We start from the raw sequence: 18,222 nt of genomic DNA, 5'->3' as shown, positions 1-18,222 counted from the left end.
ACTACGGGGCGACGCTCTCGACCGGCTGCCGCAGGACGGTCTTCAACTTCTCGGGAGCGGTCCTGCGAGGGTCACTGAGGTAGATCTCGTGGTGCAGCCCCGTGGGCCGCAGGCCGTTGGCGGCGAGATAGGCGTGGTGCAGCTCGTGCAGCACGGGCGCCTCGTCGTCGTAGGAGCCGATGTGCAGCATCTGGGCGCTGCGGCCTTCGTGCAGGGTGAAGTGCCGGACCCGGGAGATCGCGGGGAGTTTCTTCTTGACCAGGGCGGCCTGTCCGGCGTCCTCGATCATCTCCTTGCCGACCCAGGGCGGCATGCTGATGAGCATCGTCCAGCTCCACGTGTCCTTGGCCCCACTCCTGAACGCCTCGGGCGTGTCCGCCCACCAGAGCCCTTCCAGCGGTGCGACGACGAAGTCGCCGTCCGCCGTGCGCTTGGCCGCGAACTTCAAGGTGTAGGCGACCGTGTAGAGGGCCTCGACCGCTTCGGTGTAGGCGGGCGCCGTGTTCGGGTTGCCCGCGCCGTCGACGGCGATGAACTGCTGCTCGGGCACGTCGACGATCGACCACTCCCTGTTCTTGGGCGCGTAGAACTCTTTCCGGTCGCGCTTGACGTCGTACGGCGCCATGGGTGCCTCACTTCCTCTCGCCCCGCACCATCCTGCCCCGTGAGGGCCCCATGGTCCCCGGCCCGCCGAGACAGCGGGCCGGGGGCCCTGGGCTCAGGAGGTCGTGCAGCCCGGCACCGTGGGCTGTGACGCGTCACGGATCAGCGCTTCGTGTGCCGCCTTCACCCGCTTCACGTCCGGCTTGACGACCTTGCGGTCGTAGGTGAGCAGGCCGTTCAACTCGCCTTCCACGTCAGTGATCTGCGTGTAGACCGCGCCGCTGTTGCCCTTGCAGACGAGGGAGCGCACTTCGCCGAGTTTGGCGATGTAGTCGTCCGTGTACGTCGCCGGGTCCACGTCGACGTAGCTCTGCTGGACGGACCAGGCGTGGCCGGGCACCGCGAGTCCGAGGCCGCCGTACTCGCCGGCCACCAGGGCCCGCCTGCCGTCCGGGCGCGGTGGGATGGCCGGGCTCGGGTAGCCGTGCTCGTCCATGATGTCGCCGGTGCCTCCGTCGGCCCCCAGGTTGAGCCCCGACATGTTGTTGACCAGCCGTGTCGGGTCCCAGGCCTTGGCCTGCTCGGCGACGCGACCGATGTCGTACTGGCCCCAGCCCTCGTTGAAGGTCACCCACATGACGATGGACGGGCTGCTCGCGTGCTCGTCGATCATCTGCTTCATCTCGCGCTCGTACTGGGCGCGGGCGGCCGTGTCCGGGGTGCGTCCCGCCTCCATCGAGGGCATGTCCTGCCAGACGAGGAGACCCAGCTTGTCGGCCCAGTAGAACCAGCGGTCCGGTTCGACCTTGATGTGCTTGCGGACCGAGTTGAAGCCCATCTCCTTGTGCATCTTCAGGTCGTACGCGAGGGCTTCGTCGCTGGGTGCGGTGTGCAGGCCGTCCGGCCAGAAGCCCTGGTCGAGCGTGGCCATGAGGAAGACGGGCTTGCCATTGAGGATCGTGCGCGGGGTGCCGTTCACCTTCTCCACGGCGATGGAGCGCATGCCGAAGTAGCCGGTGACACGGTCGCTGCCGACCCGGACCCGGAGGTCGTAGAGGAACGGGTCGTCCGGCGACCAGAGGCGGGGGTCGGTGATCTTCAGCTTGAGCGGCTTTCCGGTGCGTCCGCTGAGCTCGGCGACCTTCTTCTTGCCCTCGTACGCGGTCGCCGTGACCGGCACGCCGTCGCGCACACCCCGGGCCTCGACGGTGACCTGCTTGTTCGCGACGTCCGGTGTGATCTTGAGGGAGTCCGCGTGGTCGGCGGCCACCGGCTCCAGCCACACGGTCTGCCAGATGCCGGACGACGGGGTGTACCAGATGCCGCTGGGGTCCAGGCGCTGTTTGCCGACGGGCGGGTTCGCGCCGTTGTCGGCGTCCGTCGGGTCGTACACGCCGACGATGAGTTCCTGGGTGCGTCCCGGCTTCAGCGCTTCTGTGACGTCGGCGGTGAACTTGTCGTAGCCGCCCTTGTGTTCGGTGACCTTGCGGCCGTTGACGTACACCTCGGACTGCCAGTCGACTGCGCCGAAGTTGAGGTTGAGCCGCTTGCCGTCGCCGATCCGCCAGTTCTCGGGGACGGTGAAGGTGCGGCGGTACCACATGCGGTCCTCGTGCCGCTCGATGCCGGAGAGCTGGGACTCCACCGGGTAGGGGACGAGGATCTTCTCCTTGAGGTCCTTGCCGACCGGGGGCTTCTCGCCCTCTTCGGCGGCGGCGAACTGCCAGGAGCCGTTCAGGTTCTGCCAGTCCTTGCGCTTCAGCTGCGGCCGCGGGTACTCGCGGTGGGCGTTGCCCGGGGTGACGTCGTCGGCCCACTTGGTGCGCAGCTGGTGCCGGGAGTGGTTGGGGCCGCTGGTCCAGAACTGGTTGACGGCGTCCCCGTCTTTGCCGTTCAGGCCGCCCTTTCCGTCGTAGCGGAGGTCGGCGAGGCCGGGCGCGTTCCCGGTCTTGTTGCCGACGACGGGTTCCTTCAGGCCGACGAGCAGACTGCGCTCGTCGGCGGGGTCGGCCTTGACCGTGCCGAGCGGCCATTTGGCGCCGCCGATGACGGCGTCGAGGTGATCGGTGAGGCCCGCGGGCGGTGCGGCGAGCTTCTGGGCGAAGTCGAGCTTGAGGCTGCGGCCGTCCCTGAGGACGGTGGCGTTGATGGCGCCGTCGTAGTCGAAGTCCGCGGGGATGCGCAGCGCGGTGCGCGGGACGGCCTTCTTCTCGCCGCCGGGCGGGGTCCACTTGAGGCGCAGGTTGGAGCCACCGTAGTGCTCGAAGTACTCGACCTTGATGTCGTAGGCCTTTCCCGCCGTCAACTCGACCGGTTTCGAGGTCTGTTCCCTGTCCCAGTCGTCCTGCCAGTGGTCGATGGCGATCTTGCCGTCCACCCAGAGGCGGAAGCCGTTGTCACCGATCATCGAGAAGGTGGTGGAGCCGGTCTTCTCGGGCACGATCCGGCCCGTCCAGCGGACGCTGACGTCGTCGGCCTGCCCGGTGGTGGCCTTGAGGCGGGGTTCGAGGTTGCCGAAGTCGATGTTCGGGTCGAGTCCGGTGGCCTTGAGCTCGTCGAAGTCGAAGGCTCCCGGGGCGGACTGGGTGAAGTACTCGCCCTTGAGTCCTTGGATCTCGACGGGGTCGTCGGCGGCGGTCGCGGTGGGGACCGCGGTGAGTCCGGCGACGCCGAGGGCGCCCGCGAGGAGCAGGGCGAGGGGTCGGCCCAGGTGTGCGGGGCGTCCGGGATGTCGTCTGAGGCGCACGGATCCTCCTTGGTGAGGAAGGGTGGCGGCTTGTCGCTGCAGTCGGTACAACGAGTCTGTACAACGTTGGAAGGAACGACAGTTGGCATGACAGCACGCGTCACGGCGCGCTGTCCAGGGTCATGACAAACGCCCCGGAGGGCCGGGGCGGCCACCGACGCAGGGAGATCCAGTGCGGGTTAGCCTCAAGGACGTCGCGGAGCGCGCGGGCGTCTCGATCAAGACCGTCTCGAACGTGGTGAACAAGTATCAGCACGTCACCCCGGCGATGCGGGCCCGCGTCCAGGAAGCCATCGACGAGCTCGGCTACCGACCCAACTTGACGGCGCGTCACCTGCGCAAGGGCCGGACCGGGATCATCGCGCTCGCCGTCCCCGAGCTGGGCAACCCGTACTTCGCGGAGCTCGCGGGCGCCGTCATCGACGCGGCGGCCGAGCACGACTTCACGGTGCTGCTCGACCACACCCGCGGCGAGCGCGAGCAGGAGGTGCTGGTCAGCCAGGGTTTCCGGGCCCGCGTGATCGACGGCCTGATCCTCAGCCCGCTGGAGCTGGAGGCGGAGGACCTGCGGGCCCGCGAGGACGACGTGCCGCTGGTGCTGCTCGGCGAGCGGAGCTACGACCTGGACTACGACCACATCGCGATCGACAACATCGCCGCGAGCCGCACCGCGGTGCGCCACCTCATCGGACGCGGCCGTACCTCCATCGCCTACCTGGGCGCCCGCACGGACTCCGCGAACCGCCCCGCCCATCTGCGACTCCAGGGCTGGCGCGAGGAGTTGGCGGCAGCCGGGATCTCCGCACCGGAGAGCCTGGTGGGCCCGGTGGGCGGCTGGGACCGGTGGGACGGCGCGAAGGCGATGGCGCGGATGCTGGACGCGGGGGTGCGGCCCGACGCGGTGTTCGCGTACAACGACCTGGTGGCGATCGGAGCGATGCGCGTGCTGCACGAGCGGGGCCTGCGGGTGCCGTGGGACGTGGCGGTGGTGGGTTTCGACGACATCGCGGAAGGGCAGTTCGGAGCCGTCACGCTGACCACGGTGGCACCGGACAAGCAGGCCATCGCGCGTCTCGCGGTCGAGTCGCTGCTGGCCAAACTCGCTCATCCGGAACGGACCGGCGGACGTGAACTGGTCGCCGACTTCCGGCTGGTGGAGCGGGAGAGCACGCTGGGCAGGCGCTGAACGCGAGTCGCACGGACCGGGCGATCGGCGTCCCCGAGAAGAGTGCGCGGAGGGTTTACAGCCTTCTTTCAACGATGTAAAAAGCTCCCCGTACCGCCGAGTTGACCGCAAGTGCCGTCTCTCCCGTGAGCGCTCTCAGCGCCGGGGCCGTGCCGTTTGGGGATCCAATGAAGCCGACCACTCCTCTCCGCCGTACCTCCGCGAGGACGCTCGTCGCCACCGGTCTCGCCGCGAGTCTCCTGTTCGCCGCCGGGTGCGCGAAGTCCGAGGACGACGATTCCGCCGAGGAAAGCGCTGCTTCGCAGGACCGGGCCGACGCCGGTCAGGAGGTCGCGTCGGACGGCGACGCCGGCGGCAAGACCTGCGCCATCGACGCGTACGGCGGCAAGAAGCTCGACCTGAGGAACGCCACCGTCGGCTTCTCGCAGTCCGAGAAGGAGGCCAACCCGTTCCGCATCGCGGAGACGGCGTCCATCAAGGCCGAGGCCGAAAAGCGCGGCGTCAAGCTGCTCACCGCCAACGCGCAGTCGCAGTTCTCCAAGCAGATCAGTGACGTACAGGACCTGATCGCCAAGGGCGCCGACCTGCTCGTCATCGCTCCCCTCAACTCCGACGGGTGGGAGCCGGTGCTGCGCGCCGCGGGCGCCAAGCACATCCCGATCGTCACCATCGACCGCAAGATCAACGCGACGGCCTGCAAGGACTACGTGAGCTTCATCGGCTCCGACTTCGTCGAGCAGGGCAGGCGTGCCGCGGACCGCATGATCGAGACGACCGGCGGCAAGGGGAAGATCGCGATCCTGCTCGGCGCCGCGGGCAACAACGTGACCACCGAGCGCACCAGGGGCTTCGAGGACCGGATCAAGGAGAAGGCCCCCGACCTGCAGGTCGTCTTCAAGCAGACCGGCGAATTCGCGCGGGAGAAGGGCCAGCAGGTCACCGAGCAGCTGATCCAGTCCAAGCCCGACATCACGGGGATCTACGCCGAGAACGACGAGATGGGCCTCGGCGCCGTGAACGCGCTCAGGGGCGCGGGCAAGAAGGCCGGCGACGTGAAGATCGTGACGATCGACGGGACGAAGGGCGCGGTGCGCGGCATCGTCGACGGCTGGATCGACGGCGTCATCGAGTCCAACCCCCGCTTCGGCCCGCTCGCCTTCAAGACGCTTGACGCGTTCACCAAGGGCGAGAAGGTGTCGCAGGACATCGTCATCAGGGACAGCGCGTACACCGAGGACAACGCCAAGGCCGACCTCGGCAAGGCCTACTGACATGTTGTCGGTGACCGGTCTGTCGAAGACCTTCCCGGGTGTGCGCGCCCTGGACGGCGTCGACTTCACCGCACGCGCGGGCGAGGTGCACGCGCTGATCGGTGAGAACGGCGCGGGCAAGTCCACGCTCATCAAGGTCCTGACGGGGGTGTACGCGCCGGACGCGGGCGAGATGACGTACGACGGGACGCCGGTGCGGTTCGCCACCCCGCTCGAAGCGCAGCACGCGGGCATCTCCACCATCTACCAGGAGGTCAACCTCGTCCCCCTGATGAGCGTGGCCCGTAACCTGTTCCTCGGCCGCGAGCCCCGCGGCCGCCTCGGCCTCATCGACTTCGGCCGGATGCACCGCGAGGCCGATGAAGCGCTGCGCGGCCTCGGCGTCCGTGTCGACGTGCGTCGCCCACTGCGCGAACTCGGCCTCGGCGCGCAGCAGATGGTGGCGCTGGCCCGCGCGGTCGCGGTCGACGCGCGCGTCGTCGTGATGGACGAACCGACGTCGTCCCTCGAACCGCGCGAGGTCCGGACCCTGTTCGGCGTGATCCGCATGCTGCGCGAGCAAGGCATCGCGGTGATCTATGTCAGCCACCGCCTCGACGAGTTGTACGAGGTGTGCGACGCCGTCACCGTGCTGCGCGACGGTCAGGTGGTGCACACCGGCCCGCTCGCCGAGCTCGACCGGCTGCGGCTCGTCGCGCTGATGCTGGGCCGCGAGATCCAGGACGTACGGGAAGAGGGCCTCACCCGGTTCACGGGTGCGCACGAGGCGAACACCGAACCCGTGCTGTGCGCGGAGGAGTTGACCGCCCGGCACCGGCTGCACGGTGTGTCGGTCACCATTCGCCCCGGGGAGGTGGTGGGACTCGGCGGGCTGCTCGGCTCGGGCCGCAGCGAGACCGCGAAGGCCATCGCCGGGGCTCTGTCGACCGACTCCGGAACGGTCGCGATCGGCGGCACCCGCATCCGTACCGGCTCCACACCCGCCGCCATCCGCGCCGGCATCAGCCTGCTCCCCGAGGACCGCAAGGCGGAGGGCATCGTCCCCGGCCTCTCGGTCCGCGACAACATCGCCCTGGCCGCGCTCCCCCGTCTCTCCCGCCTCGGCCTGGTCGACGAACGCGCCATCGACGGCATCGTCGACACCTTCGTCGAGCGCCTGCGCATCAAGGCGTCGAGCCCGCACCAGAAGGTCGGCGAACTCTCCGGCGGCAACCAGCAGAAAGTGCTGCTCGCCCGCTGGCTCGCGATGCACCCCAAGGTCCTGCTGCTCGACGAGCCCACCCGCGGCATCGACATCGGAGCCAAGGCCGAAGTGCAGGCCTTGGTCGCCAGTTGGCGTCGGACGGCCTCGGCGTGCTCCTCATCTCCTCGGACATGGACGAGCTCGTCGAGGGCTCGGACCGCGTGATCGTCCTCAAGGACGGCACGGCCGTCGCGGAACTCACCGGCACCGCCGTGACGGAGGAGAACCTGCTGCGCGCCATGGCGACGGACCCCGCGAAGTCGGACGCATGACCCACCACGACGACCGGCAGAAGAGCGCACCGGCCCCGCACCCACGGAGCTCCCCATGACCGACCTCGCCCTCGGCCGCACGGCCGCCGACCGCGACCGCCTCCTGCGCCTCCTCCAGAACTACGGCGTCTATCTGGGCGTCGCCGTCCTCCTGCTCGTCAACATCGCCTTCACCCCGCACTTCCTCTCCGGCGAGAACTTCCGCACCCAGGCCGTCCAGGTCGCCCCCGTCCTCGTCGTGGCGCTCGGCATGGCCCTGGCCATCGGCAGCGAGGGCGTCGACCTCTCCGTCGGCTCGGTGATGGCGCTCTCCACCTCCCTCGTCTCCCTCTACCTCGGGTACGGGATGTGGGTCGCCCTCGTCGTCGCGCTGCTCGGCGGCATGGCCGTCGGCCTCGCCAACGGGTCGCTGATCGCATTCATCGGCGTACAGCCCATCGTGGCGACGCTCGCCCTGATGGTCGCGGGCCGCGGCCTCGCCCTGGTCCTCCTCCCCCAGCTCAAGGACGTCCGCGACCCGACGATGGCGTCGCTCGGCTCGGGCGACCTGCTCGGCATCCCGTACCTGGTCCTCATCGCTGCGGCCCTCGCCCTGCTCGTCGCCTTCGTCGTGCGGCGCACCACGTTCGGCCGGCAGCTCCTCGCCATCGGCGACAGCCGCCCGGCCGCGCTCCTCGCGGGCCTGCCGGTGCGGCGCGTCCTCATCACCGTGTACGTCGTCTGCGGCGCCCTCGCCGCGCTCGCCGGGGTCCTCGCGACCGCGCGCCTGAGCGCCAGCGACCCGACGTCGCTCGGCAACCTGATGGAACTCTCCGCGATCACCGCGGTGGTGGTCGGCGGCACCCCGCTGAGCGGCGGACGCGTCCGCATCGGCGGCACCGTGGCCGGCGCGGTCCTCATCCAGCTGCTCACGGCCACGCTCATCAAGCACGACCTGCCGCCGTCGTGGACGCAGATCGCCCAGGCAGTGGTGATCGTCCTGGCGGTCTGCGCGGCACGCGAGAGGGGCGAGCGATGACCATCGACACGAAGAGCCCGGCGGATCCCACGGACCCCACCGCTCAGGAGGAACAGGCCGCGGGCCCCTCCCGCTCGGAGCGGCTGAGCGCCCTCGCGCAGCAACACGGCGCGCTCGTCACCCTGATCGTCGCGGTGGCCGCCGCGTCCGTCGGCTTCGACACGTTCATGACGGCCGACAACATGGAGAACATGGCGGTGTCCTCCGCGTTCCTCGCGGTGGTCGCGCTCGGCATGACGTTCGTCATCGTCACCGGCGGCATCGACCTGTCGGTCGGCTCGCTGTTCGCCCTCGGCGGGGTGCTCGCCGCCTGGGGTTCGCGGTACGGCACGGCCGTGGCGCTGCTCCTGCCCCTCGCGGTCTGCGGCCTCATCGGTCTCGTCAACGGCATGCTGATCGCCCGCGCGCGGCTCGCGCCGTTCATCGTGACGCTCGCGGCGATGCTGGCGGCCCGCGGCCTCCTCCTGTCGGTGACGGACGAGGGGTCCAGGACGTACCTGGTCGACAAGGACTCCTTCTTCGCGACGCTCGGGCAGGGCAAGGTGCTCGGGATCGGCGCCCCGGTCTGGATCACGGTCGCGCTGTTCGTGGCGGGCGCGGTGGTGCTGCGCCGCACCCGGTTCGGCCAGTACGTGTACGCGGTCGGGGGCAACGAGGACGCGGCGGCGCTGATGGGCGCCCCCGTGGCCCGTACGAAGATCGCCGTCTACACGGTGTCGGGGCTCTGCGCGGGGCTCGCCGGGGCCCTCAACGCAGCGTGGCTGGTCTCCGGTGTGACGATCCTCGGCTCCGGCATGGAGCTGGAGGCGATCTCCGCGGTCGTCATCGGCGGCACGCTGCTCACCGGCGGCTTCGGGTTCATCAGCGGGTCACTGGTGGGGGTGCTGCTCCTCAAGGTCATCCAGAACGTCATCAACCAGATCGGCTCGCTCGACTCCGCCTACCAGCAGGTGGTCAGCGGGGCGTTCCTGGCGGTCGTGGTGGTCGCGCAGACGTGGCTGGGGCGCAGGCGCAGGGTGCTGTGAACGTGGACCCGGAGGTCACATCGGTACGGTCTGGCCCTTGCCCAGGGCGATCACGCCGCCCTTGGACACCGTGTACAGCTCCTCGTCGCGGTCCGGGTTGACGCCGATCGTCGCGCCCGGCGGTACGTCGACGTTCTTGTCGAGGACAGCGCCCCGCACGACCGCGCCGCGCCCGATCCGTACGTTGTCGTGCAGCACGGAGCCCTGGACGACGGCCCCCTCCTCGACGGTCACGCCGGGCGAGAGGACGGAGCGGGTGACCTGGCCGCGGATGACGCAGCCGGGGCTGACGATCGACTCGCCCGCGATGCCGCCCGCGCAGAACTTGGCGGGCGGCAGGCCGTCGGAGTGGGTGTAGATGGGCCAGCGGCGGTTGTCCAGGTTGAAGACCGGCTGGTCGGAGATGAGGTCCATGTGGGCTTCGTAGTACGAGTCGAGGGTGCCGACGTCACGCCAGTAGCCGTGGTCGCGCGGGGTCTCGCCGGGGACGTGGTTGCCGTCGAAGTCGTACACCTGCGCCATGCCGCGCTCGGTGAGCAGCGGCAGGATCGAGCCGCCCATGTCGTGCGCCGAGTGCTCGTCCTCGGCGTCCTGCTGGAGGGCGTCGACGAGGGTCTTGGTGGTGAACAGGTAGTTGCCCATGGAGGCGTAGACCTCGTTCGGCGAGTCGGGCAGTCCCGGTGGGTCGGTGGGCTTCTCCAGGAAGCGCTCCACCTTCGTCCCGTCGCGTCCGGGGGTGATGATGCCGAACGACGACGCGTCGGCGCGCGGCACCCTGATCCCCGCGACGGTCACCGCGGCGCCGTTCTCGATGTGCTGCTGCAGCATGTGGCGCGGGTCCATGCGGTAGACGTGGTCGGCGCCGAACACCGCAATGTAGTCGGGCTGTTCGTCGTGGACGAGGTTGAGGGACTGCAGGATGGCGTCGGCGCTCCCGGAGAACCAGCGTGGGCCCAGGCGCTGTTGCGCGGGCACCGGGGTCACGTAGTTGCCGAGCAGGCTCGACATGCGCCAGGTCGTCGTCACGTGCCGGTCGAGCGAGTGCGACTTGTACTGCGTCAGGACGCAGATGCGCAGGATGTCGCCGTTGACGAGGTTGGAGAGCACGAAGTCGACGAGGCGGTAGGTGCCGCCGAACGTGACCGCTGGTTTGGCCCGGTCGGCGGTGAGCGGCATCAGCCGCTTCCCCTCCCCGCCCGCGAGCACGATTCCGAGCACCGAAGGTCCACCGCGCATGCGTGCCCCCTACTTGTCGGACGTGTGGCTATCTGTCGGCGTGCAGGATCTCCTCGTACACCTCGACCGTGCGCCGGGCGACCGTGTCCCAGCCGAACTCCCTGAGCACGCGGTGGCGTCCGGCCCTGCCCATCGCGCCGGACCGCTCCGGGTCGGTGGCCAGCCTGTTCATGAGCAGCCCGAGGTCGTGCTCGAAGTCGGCGGGGTCGCTCTCCCGGTACGGCGCGAGCAGTCCTGTCGTGCCGTCGCTCACGACTTCCGGGATGCCGCCGACCCGTGAGGCGACGACGGCGGTGCCGCACGCCATCGCCTCCAGGTTGACGATGCCGAGGGGTTCGTACACCGAGGGGCACACGAACACCGCCGCGTGCGTGAGGAGTTGGATGATCTGCGGCCGCGGCAGCATCTCGGGGATCCACTGGACGCCCGCCCGTTTCCGGCTCAGCTCCTCGAAGAGCGTGCGGAACTCACGGTCGATCTCGGGGGTGTCCGGTGCTCCGGCGCACAGGACGAGCTGCACGTCGCGGTCCAGCTTCCGTGCGGCGCGCAGCAGGTGCGGGACGCCCTTCTGCCGGGTGATGCGTCCGACGAACAGGACGTAGGGCCGGTCGAGGTCGACGCCGAGGCGTTCCAGGACGTCGGTGCCGGGGTCGGGCCGGTAGAGGTCGGCGTCGATGCCGTTGTGGACGAGGTGGACCTTGGCCGGGTCGATGGCGGGGTAGCAGGCGAGGATGTCCTCGCGCATCGCGCCGGACACCGCGATGACGGCGTCGGCGGCCTCGGCCGCGGTTCGCTCGGCCCAGCTGGACAGGGCGTATCCGCCGCCCAGTTGCTCGGCCTTCCAGGGGCGCAGGGGCTCCAGGGAGTGCGAGGTCATGACGTGCGGGACGTCGTGGAGCAGCTTGCCGACGTGCCCGGCGAGGCTCGCGTACCAGGTGTGGGAGTGGAGCAGTTCGCGTCCGGCGAGCGACGCCGCCATGGACAGGTCGACGGAGAAGGTGCGCAGTGCGTCGTTCGCGCCGTCGAGCGCGGGCCACGCCTGGTGGCGCATGAGCCCGTTGGAGGTGCCCTCCCCCCAACAGTGCACGTCGAGGTCCGTGAGGGAGCGCAACTCCCGTGCGAGGAACTCGACATGGACGCCCGCTCCGCCGTAGACGTCCGGTGGATACTCCCGGGTGAGCAGCCCCACCTTCACGTAGCACCCTCCGTCGTCCGCCCGATGTCGGCCGCGCCACCTCATGGTCACCCAGACGCGGCCCCGGGGGAAGACCGCTGCGGCGCCCGTTCGAAGCAGCAGTCGCCGCACAGCCCGCCGCTGGGGCACCGGTAGTACAGGCAGCAGCTGCGTCGCCGGAAGGCGGTGCCCCGCAGGGTGCCGGTGCCGCGCAGGCCGGGGTGGTCGAAGAGCTCGTGGGCCAGCGCGAGTGCCCGCTCCCCGACGTCCTGGCGCCCCGACCGCCGTGCCCAGCCGTGGAGTTCGCGTGCCGCCCCCGCGAGCGCCGACCCCGCGTTGCCCCACAGCAGCCCGGCGGAGATCCGGTACCGGGCCCGCAACGCGGCGGACAGCGACGCCAGATGGCCGTGTTGCACCACCTCCCGTACGGTCGCGGCATCACCCGGCAGCAGACGCACCTCCGTGAGCCACAGGTCGTCGGGCGAGGTGCCGTCCGCGTCCCAGTGCAGCAGCGCGGGGTCGAGGTCGGGCACCCGCCCGTACAGCGCGGCGGAGCCGAGCGTCACGGACCAGAGCCGGGCGGCGAGCCCCAGCTGTGCCACGGACACCGCGATGCGGTCCTCGGGGGCACCGAGTCTGCCCGCCACCTTGCGGACGCGGAAACCGATCGGATCACCGGATTCCGGTACCGCGGGCCGCTCCGCGTACACCTCGGTGAACGGCTTCGCGACGCCGGGCGGCGGACCCGCGCGCAGGGCGAAGAAACCGCCGACGGAGCCGAGTTCTTCGAGGTCGATGAGGGTGGTCACGACAGAAGTACACCAAGCGCGACCGCACGACCCGACCCCGGGGTCCGCCGTGAGGTCACTCTGCGCACCTGGGGGATAACCCCTCCGGGGGAGGACTTCGGCAAGGTCGTACTCCATCGGTAGTAGGACGGATTGCCTGCTCAAGTACGACGACGTGGAGGCGTTCCGGCGTCATCGTTGTCATCATGGAAGCAGACCGTTCGCCAGACCGGGTCCACCGGACGCACCGCACCCCGCGGAGCACCTCATGAGTGCTTTGGCACTGTCCGTGCTGCTCTCCCTCGTCTCAGCCGTCGCGTACGCGGGCGGGGCGATCCTCCAGGAGCGCGTGGCGGCGACGACTCCCGGACAGCGGTACGCACCGCTGCGCCGCGGCGCCTGGTGGGTCGCGATCGCCCTCAACGGCCTCGGTGCCCTGCTGCACGTGGTGGCGCTGGCCTACGGCCCGCTGAGCGTCGTCCAGCCGCTCGGCGCGCTGACCATCGTCTTCGCCCTGCCCATGGCCGCCGTGTTCGTACGCCGCCGGGCCGGGGCCACCGCCTGGCGGGGCGCGCTCATGGCGACGGTGGGGCTCGCCGGGCTCCTCTCGCTCACCTCGACGTCCGACTCACAGACGCTGGCCGGCGCCGAGCGCGTCGTCCTCGCCCTGGTCACGGGCGGCGGTGTGCTCGGCCTGATGGCGGCGGCGCACGCGGCGCACCGGCACCCGGTGATGCGCAGCGTGCTGCTGGCCTGCGCGGCGGGTGGCGCCTTCGGCATCGCGTCCGTCTTCACGAAGACGGTGGCGGTCGACCTGGACGAGAACATCGCCGTGGTCGAGCAGCTGCCCAGTCTCGCCGTGATCGCCGTCCTCGCGGCGGCCGGCGTGCTGCTCTCGCAGGCCTCGTACCGCGGCGCGGGCCTCGCGGCGCCGCTGTCGACGGTGACCGTGGTGAACCCGGTCGTCGCGGCGGCGGTCGGTCTGACCCTGTTCGGAGAATCCTTCCGCCACGGCGCCACGGGCACGGTCCTGGCGCTCGGCAGCGGGGTCGTGGCCGCGTGCGGCCTGATCCTCCTCACGACGGAGCGGATCGCGCGGGAGACGTCGACGGTGACGGTGGCGCAGGGGGGCCCTTCACCCGCCGGGGCGACGGGCTCGCAGCCGCCCTCGCAGTCGCCTTCGCAGGGGGATCCGGAGCCGAGCCCCGCCACCGCGGGCGGGCTGCCCGCGGTGCCCTCTCAGCAGCCCGTGTCGGCCCACCGCAGGACGCGGACGCGGCACCCCGGGCGCCGCGAGCGCATGGTGTCCTGACGTCTCAGATGCGTACGCCGCGGGCCCGCAGGTAGGCGAGCGGGTCGATGTCGGAACCGAAGCCGGGCCCCGTCCGCACCTCGAAGTGCAGATGCGGGCCCGTGCTGTTCCCGGTGGACCCGGACCGGGCTATCCGCTGCCCCGCACCGACCTGCTGCCCCGCCTTCACCGACAGCGCCGAGAGGTGTCCGTACTGGCTGTACTTGCCGTCGGTGTGGCGGATGACCACCTGGTAGCCGTAGCTGCCGCCCCAGCCCGCCGAGACGACGCGGCCCGCGGCTACGGCCTTCACGGACGTGCCGGTGGGCACGGCGAAGTCGACACCCGTGTGGTAGCCCTTCGACCAGGAACCGCCCGCGGCGCGGTACGGGGTGCTGGGCGAGGCGGCGACGGGGGCGGAGGCGCCGGACGATGAGGGGCGGGGCGCGGCGTTCTTCGCCTGCGGGGCGGAGGACTGGGGCCGCTTCTGCTGGGCGCGCCGGCGCTCGCGCTGCTTGTCGGCGGCGGCTTTTTCGGCCGCTCGCTGCTCGGCGGCACGTTTCTCGGCGGCGCGCTTTTCGGCAGCGCGCTTATCGGTGGTCGTGCGCTCGGTGGGCTTCGGCCTCTGCTGCCCGACGGTGGCCCGGCCGTGCACGGAGAGCCGCTGCCCCGGCGTGATCAGGTCGGGGTCGTCGCCGATGACGCGCCGGTTGGCGTCGTACAGCCGCTGCCAGCCGCCCCGGACCCGGCGCTCGTCGGCGATGCCGGAGAGCGTGTCCCCGTGGACGACGGTGTACATCTCGGCGGTGCCCGCGGCGGACTGCGGGGTCACCTCGGGCTTGACGTCCCTGACGTCGCGCTTGGGCCGCTCGGGCTTGCTCGCGGCTTTGCCGGGGCCACGGACCGGGGTGATGTCGGGCGAGCCGCCGCCGCGGGCGAGTCCGGCCTTCGCCGAGCAGACCGGCCAGGCGCCGGGCCCCTGCGCGTCGAGGACCTTCTCGGCGACGGCGATCTGCTGCTCTTTGGTGGCGCGGTCGGCGCGCGAGGCGTAGGCCGTGCCGCCGTACGCCTCCCACGTGGACTGCTTGAACTGGAGGCCGCCGAAGTAGCCGTTGCCGGTGTTGATGCTCCAGTTGTTGCCGGACTCGCAGGCCGCGACCTTGTTCCACGTGTCGACGTCGGCGGCTCCCGCGGTACCGGCGACGGTGAGCGGGAGCGCCATGCCCGCGCCGCCCGCCGTGAAGGTCAGCGACGCACGGTTGATGCGGTTCGGCTGATACCGGCGGTGCCGGCCGCGTACGGCCATTGGGAGCTCCCTCGGACACACGTCATCACGGAATATGGCGCGCGGTGTGGCGCGACGCCGCACAGCGGTACACGACAAGCCCGCAAGCTAGCGGCTCGGTGTTTCCGTGACAAGAGCGCGGGAAGGAGCGGGGGTTGCGCGGATCACCCCCTCAAGTACGGCGGATCATCCCCTCCCGAGTACTGCGGATCATGACCGCAAGTACTGCTGGACCCACCTCAGTTGGACGCCTTGCTGGTAGGGCCCACCGCCCTCGTGATCGTTGAAGGCGTACACCTCCATGGAACGTTCCGTTCCCGTGTACGCGTTGTAGGCGGCGAACACCGTCGAAGGCGGGCAGGTCATGTCCTGGAGGGCCGCGGAGAAGAGGGCGGGCGCGCGTCCGCGGGCGGCGAAGTGCACGCCGTCGAAGTACGACAGGGTCTGGAACACGCGCTCCTGGCCGCCCCGGCGGGCCTTGAGGTAGGCGCCGATCTCGCTGTACGGGAGGCGGTCCGTGAGGGTGGTGGCGCGCGGGAAGTCGCACAGGAAGGGGACGTCGGCCATGACGGCGGCGAGATCGGGCACGAGCCCGCCGACGGCGAGGGCGAGTCCGCCGCCCTGGCTGACGCCGAGCACGGCGACCTTGGTCTCGTCCACGAGGGGGTGGGAGCGCGCGGCCTCGACGGCGCGTACGGCGTCGACGTACAGGCGCCGGTAGTAGTAGTCGTGCGGGTCCTCGATGCCGCGGGTCATGAACCCGGGGTGCGCGGGCCCGCTCCCCACGGGGTCCGGCGTGTCGCCCTGCGCCCACCCGCCGCTGCCCTGCCCCCGCGTGTCCATCACGAAGTGCGCGAAACCGGCCGCGGCCCACAGCAGATGCATGTGGGGCAGCCCGCGCCCGCCGCCGTACCCGATGTACTCCACGACGACGGGCAGCGATTCACTCCCCTCGCCCTCGGCCCCGGCGGGCAGCACGAGCCACCCCTTGACGGGATGCCCCCCGAACCCGGCGAAGGCGACGTCGAAAACCCGCACCCCGCGCAACGGCAACTCCACGCGCTCGAAGCGGGCGTCGAGCTCATACTGCCGCGCCTCCGACAACGTCTTCTCCCAGAAGGAATCGAAGTCGTCGGGCTCGGCCAAGTCGGGCCGGTAGCGACGGAGTTCGTCGAGGGGGAGGTCGAACTGGGGCACGGGCGGCTCCTTTTGGGCGGAGGGGGGAAGCATGCTGCGTCAGGGCTGTCGCAGCCGACAGCCTGCACACTGCCGCTTGTCCACACCTGCCCCTCTCATGGTCCGCGTATCCCATGAAGGAGGCACAGAGGCGGTACAGCCGTCCGAGCCCGGCGAAGGGCGCCAGGGCAGCGCAAAGGGCAAGGGGTCCGCCTCCCAGGGAGGCCGCGGCGTACCGCCGCATACCTCGACACAGCTGCGCCCCACCCAACCCCGCCGCCCGAAGCGCCCCCGGACGGGAGGCGCCACGGGACACGGCAGGAGCCGGCGTGGGACATGGCAGGAGTCGGCGTGGGACACGGCAGGAGTCGGCATGGGCCGGTTGGGCCCACGCCGCACCGCCGCACCTTCACGCCGCCGCGGCCTCAGCGCATCGGGTCGGGCTGCGGCTCGGGCGCCGGGTCGGGGCCCGGCTGGGGGACGGGGGACGGAGGCGGCGGATCCGGGCTGGGCCGCGGGCCCGGGCGCGGTACGGGATCCGGGTCCGGGAACGGCCTCTCCGGCTCGGGCGGCGGCACGGGGTCAGGGTCAGGGAAGGGCCTGACCGGCCCCGGAGTCGGTGCGGGATCGGGGAACGGTTGAGTCATTGCACTCCTCCATCAGTGGTACGCCAGCGGTTCCTCCCCGCGTACCCGAGGCCCCCGTGCCCAAGCCTTCCACGGTTCGCGGCGCCCTGCCCGCGACAGCCACCCGGCAGCGGGACGGACGCTCCGCACCACCCCCGGGCCTACCCTCGCCCGCTCCCCGCGACCAGCGCGACCGCGGCCGTGAGCCCGAGCCGGGGACTGGAGAGCACCGGCACCCGCACCTCCGGAACCAGCGCCTCCGCCCCCGCCATGGAGGCCTGCGCCAGCACGATCACGTCGGCGTCGCGCACATCGCGCACCGCTCGGGCCACGCCTTCCGCATACCCGGTGGCGTCCCCCGCCTCGAACCGGCCCCAGGCCTCCTCGACCACCGCGGCCCGCACGGAGACATCCCGCCCGGCCCGCCGCGCCTCCTCCTCGACGAGCGCGGAGGTCGGCCCGACGGTGGACGCGACCGTGGCGAGGAGGACGACCCGGGGGCCTGCGGCGACGGCCGCGGCCGCCATGGGCCGGTCGACCCGGACCACCGGGACGCCCAGTTCGCTCCCCAGCGCCTCGGCGACGCCTCCGATGGTGGAACACGTGCACAGCACGGCACGGACCGCGCGCCCACCTCTGCCCGCGTCACCGCCGTCGGCAACGCGCTGAAGGGCCGCCCGTACCGCGGGGACGACGGCGTCCGGCCCTTCACGCCGGGCCCGGGCCAGGAGCTCCTCCTCCACGTGGTGACGGAGTTCGAGCCCCGGATGCTCCGAGGCCCGCAGACCGTCGAAGACGGGCACGTGCACGGGAGAGGTATGGAGAAGCCCCAGCGCGTCCATCAGACGGCATCCCGGCGGCTCTGCGGATTCCGCACCATGTCAGGGGCCCCCGGCACCGCCTCCGCCGGATCGTCCCCGAGGGCGACCACGCGGTTGCTCTCGTCGACGTGCACGACGCGCGGCCGCAGCGCCCGCGCCTCGGCGTCCTCGACCTGCGCGTAGCTGATGATGATCACCTTGTCGCCGGGGTGCACGAGATGCGCGGCCGCACCGTTGATCCCGATGACACCGCTCCCCCGCTCCCCCTCGATGGTGTACGTCTCCAGCCGGGCACCGTTGGTGACATCGACGATGTGAACGAGTTCGCCGGGCAGCAGGTCGGCGGCGTCGAGAAGATCCGCGTCGATGGTGACGGACCCCACGTAGTGCAGGTCGGCCTGGGTCACCGTGGCACGGTGGATCTTGGACTTGAACAGAGTGCGCAGCACTTTGGACTCCTC

Annotated in this window: 14 protein-coding genes and 1 pseudogene; 6 read left to right on the top strand and 9 right to left on the bottom strand. The window is 71.0% G+C overall.

Going from position 1 to position 18,222, the window contains the following annotated elements; translation table 11 throughout:
* Window position 1: 1 nt before the first annotated feature.
* Complete coding sequence (locus DEJ47_RS34160) at window positions 2–625, bottom strand: GyrI-like domain-containing protein (RefSeq protein WP_150174990.1); 624 nt, start codon at window positions 623–625, stop codon at window positions 2–4.
* Window positions 626–718: 93 nt separating this feature from the next.
* A complete protein-coding gene (locus DEJ47_RS34155; protein WP_223828611.1) occupies window positions 719–3,349 on the bottom strand; it encodes a PA14 domain-containing protein in 2,631 nt (876 codons plus the stop codon).
* 172 nt (window positions 3,350–3,521) lie between these two features.
* Between DEJ47_RS34155 and DEJ47_RS34150 the strand changes: the two genes are divergently transcribed.
* From DEJ47_RS34150 to DEJ47_RS34130, 5 genes and pseudogenes are all read left to right on the top strand, one after another.
* Window positions 3,522–4,535 (top strand): LacI family DNA-binding transcriptional regulator, encoded by a 1,014-nt coding sequence (locus DEJ47_RS34150; RefSeq protein ID WP_150174989.1) that lies wholly within the window; start codon window positions 3,522–3,524, stop codon window positions 4,533–4,535.
* A 167-nt stretch (window positions 4,536–4,702) separates the two neighbouring features.
* Window positions 4,703–5,806: an ABC transporter substrate-binding protein gene (locus tag DEJ47_RS34145; protein ID WP_150174988.1), complete on the top strand. Its 1,104-nt coding sequence runs from the start codon at window positions 4,703–4,705 to the stop codon at window positions 5,804–5,806.
* A 1-nt stretch (window position 5,807) separates the two neighbouring features.
* A pseudogene (locus tag DEJ47_RS34140) lies at window positions 5,808–7,321 on the top strand (sugar ABC transporter ATP-binding protein).
* 55 nt (window positions 7,322–7,376) lie between these two features.
* Entirely contained in the window at window positions 7,377–8,339 is a 963-nt protein-coding gene (locus DEJ47_RS34135) for an ABC transporter permease (RefSeq protein ID WP_150174987.1), read from the top strand.
* A complete protein-coding gene (locus tag DEJ47_RS34130; RefSeq protein ID WP_150174986.1) occupies window positions 8,336–9,364 on the top strand; it encodes an ABC transporter permease in 1,029 nt (342 codons plus the stop codon). The genes DEJ47_RS34135 and DEJ47_RS34130 overlap by 4 nt, the downstream gene beginning before the upstream one ends.
* 15 nt (window positions 9,365–9,379) lie before the next feature.
* Here DEJ47_RS34130 and glgC read toward each other — a convergent pair whose 3' ends face one another.
* Genes glgC through DEJ47_RS34115 form a run of 3 tightly spaced genes read right to left on the bottom strand, consistent with a single transcriptional unit; the run spans window position 9,380 to window position 12,583 of the window.
* Window positions 9,380–10,600, bottom strand: coding sequence for a glucose-1-phosphate adenylyltransferase (glgC, locus tag DEJ47_RS34125; RefSeq protein ID WP_150174985.1), 1,221 nt, complete (start codon window positions 10,598–10,600; stop codon window positions 9,380–9,382).
* Between the two features lie 28 nt (window positions 10,601–10,628).
* Window positions 10,629–11,795, bottom strand: a complete 1,167-nt coding sequence (gene glgA / locus DEJ47_RS34120) for a glycogen synthase (protein ID WP_150174984.1) — start codon at window positions 11,793–11,795, stop codon at window positions 10,629–10,631.
* A gap of 47 nt (window positions 11,796–11,842) precedes the next feature.
* Entirely contained in the window at window positions 11,843–12,583 is a 741-nt protein-coding gene (locus DEJ47_RS34115) for an IucA/IucC family C-terminal-domain containing protein (RefSeq protein WP_223828610.1), read from the bottom strand.
* 247 nt (window positions 12,584–12,830) lie between these two features.
* Between DEJ47_RS34115 and DEJ47_RS34110 the strand changes: the two genes are divergently transcribed.
* Complete coding sequence (locus DEJ47_RS34110; protein ID WP_190415700.1) at window positions 12,831–13,874, top strand: DMT family transporter; 1,044 nt, start codon at window positions 12,831–12,833, stop codon at window positions 13,872–13,874.
* A 4-nt stretch (window positions 13,875–13,878) separates the two neighbouring features.
* Here DEJ47_RS34110 and DEJ47_RS34105 read toward each other — a convergent pair whose 3' ends face one another.
* The 4 genes from DEJ47_RS34105 to panD all read right to left on the bottom strand — a co-directional run bounded on the left by DEJ47_RS34105 (window position 13,879) and on the right by panD (window position 18,210).
* Window positions 13,879–15,159: a transglycosylase family protein gene (locus DEJ47_RS34105; RefSeq protein ID WP_150174982.1), complete on the bottom strand. Its 1,281-nt coding sequence runs from the start codon at window positions 15,157–15,159 to the stop codon at window positions 13,879–13,881.
* A 189-nt stretch (window positions 15,160–15,348) separates the two neighbouring features.
* Entirely contained in the window at window positions 15,349–16,335 is a 987-nt protein-coding gene (locus DEJ47_RS34100) for an acetylxylan esterase (protein WP_150174981.1), read from the bottom strand.
* 766 nt (window positions 16,336–17,101) lie between these two features.
* A complete protein-coding gene (locus tag DEJ47_RS34090) occupies window positions 17,102–17,782 on the bottom strand; it encodes an aspartate/glutamate racemase family protein (RefSeq protein ID WP_150174980.1) in 681 nt (226 codons plus the stop codon).
* Window positions 17,782–18,210 (bottom strand): aspartate 1-decarboxylase, encoded by a 429-nt coding sequence (gene panD, locus DEJ47_RS34085; RefSeq protein ID WP_150174979.1) that lies wholly within the window; start codon window positions 18,208–18,210, stop codon window positions 17,782–17,784. The genes DEJ47_RS34090 and panD overlap by 1 nt, the downstream gene beginning before the upstream one ends.
* Window positions 18,211–18,222 lie beyond the last annotated feature (12 nt).

It is taken from the genome of Streptomyces venezuelae, assembly GCF_008642355.1.
GTDB classification, from domain to species: Bacteria; Actinomycetota; Actinomycetes; order Streptomycetales; family Streptomycetaceae; genus Streptomyces; species Streptomyces venezuelae_B.
This window is presented reverse-complemented; position numbering and strand designations above follow the sequence as displayed.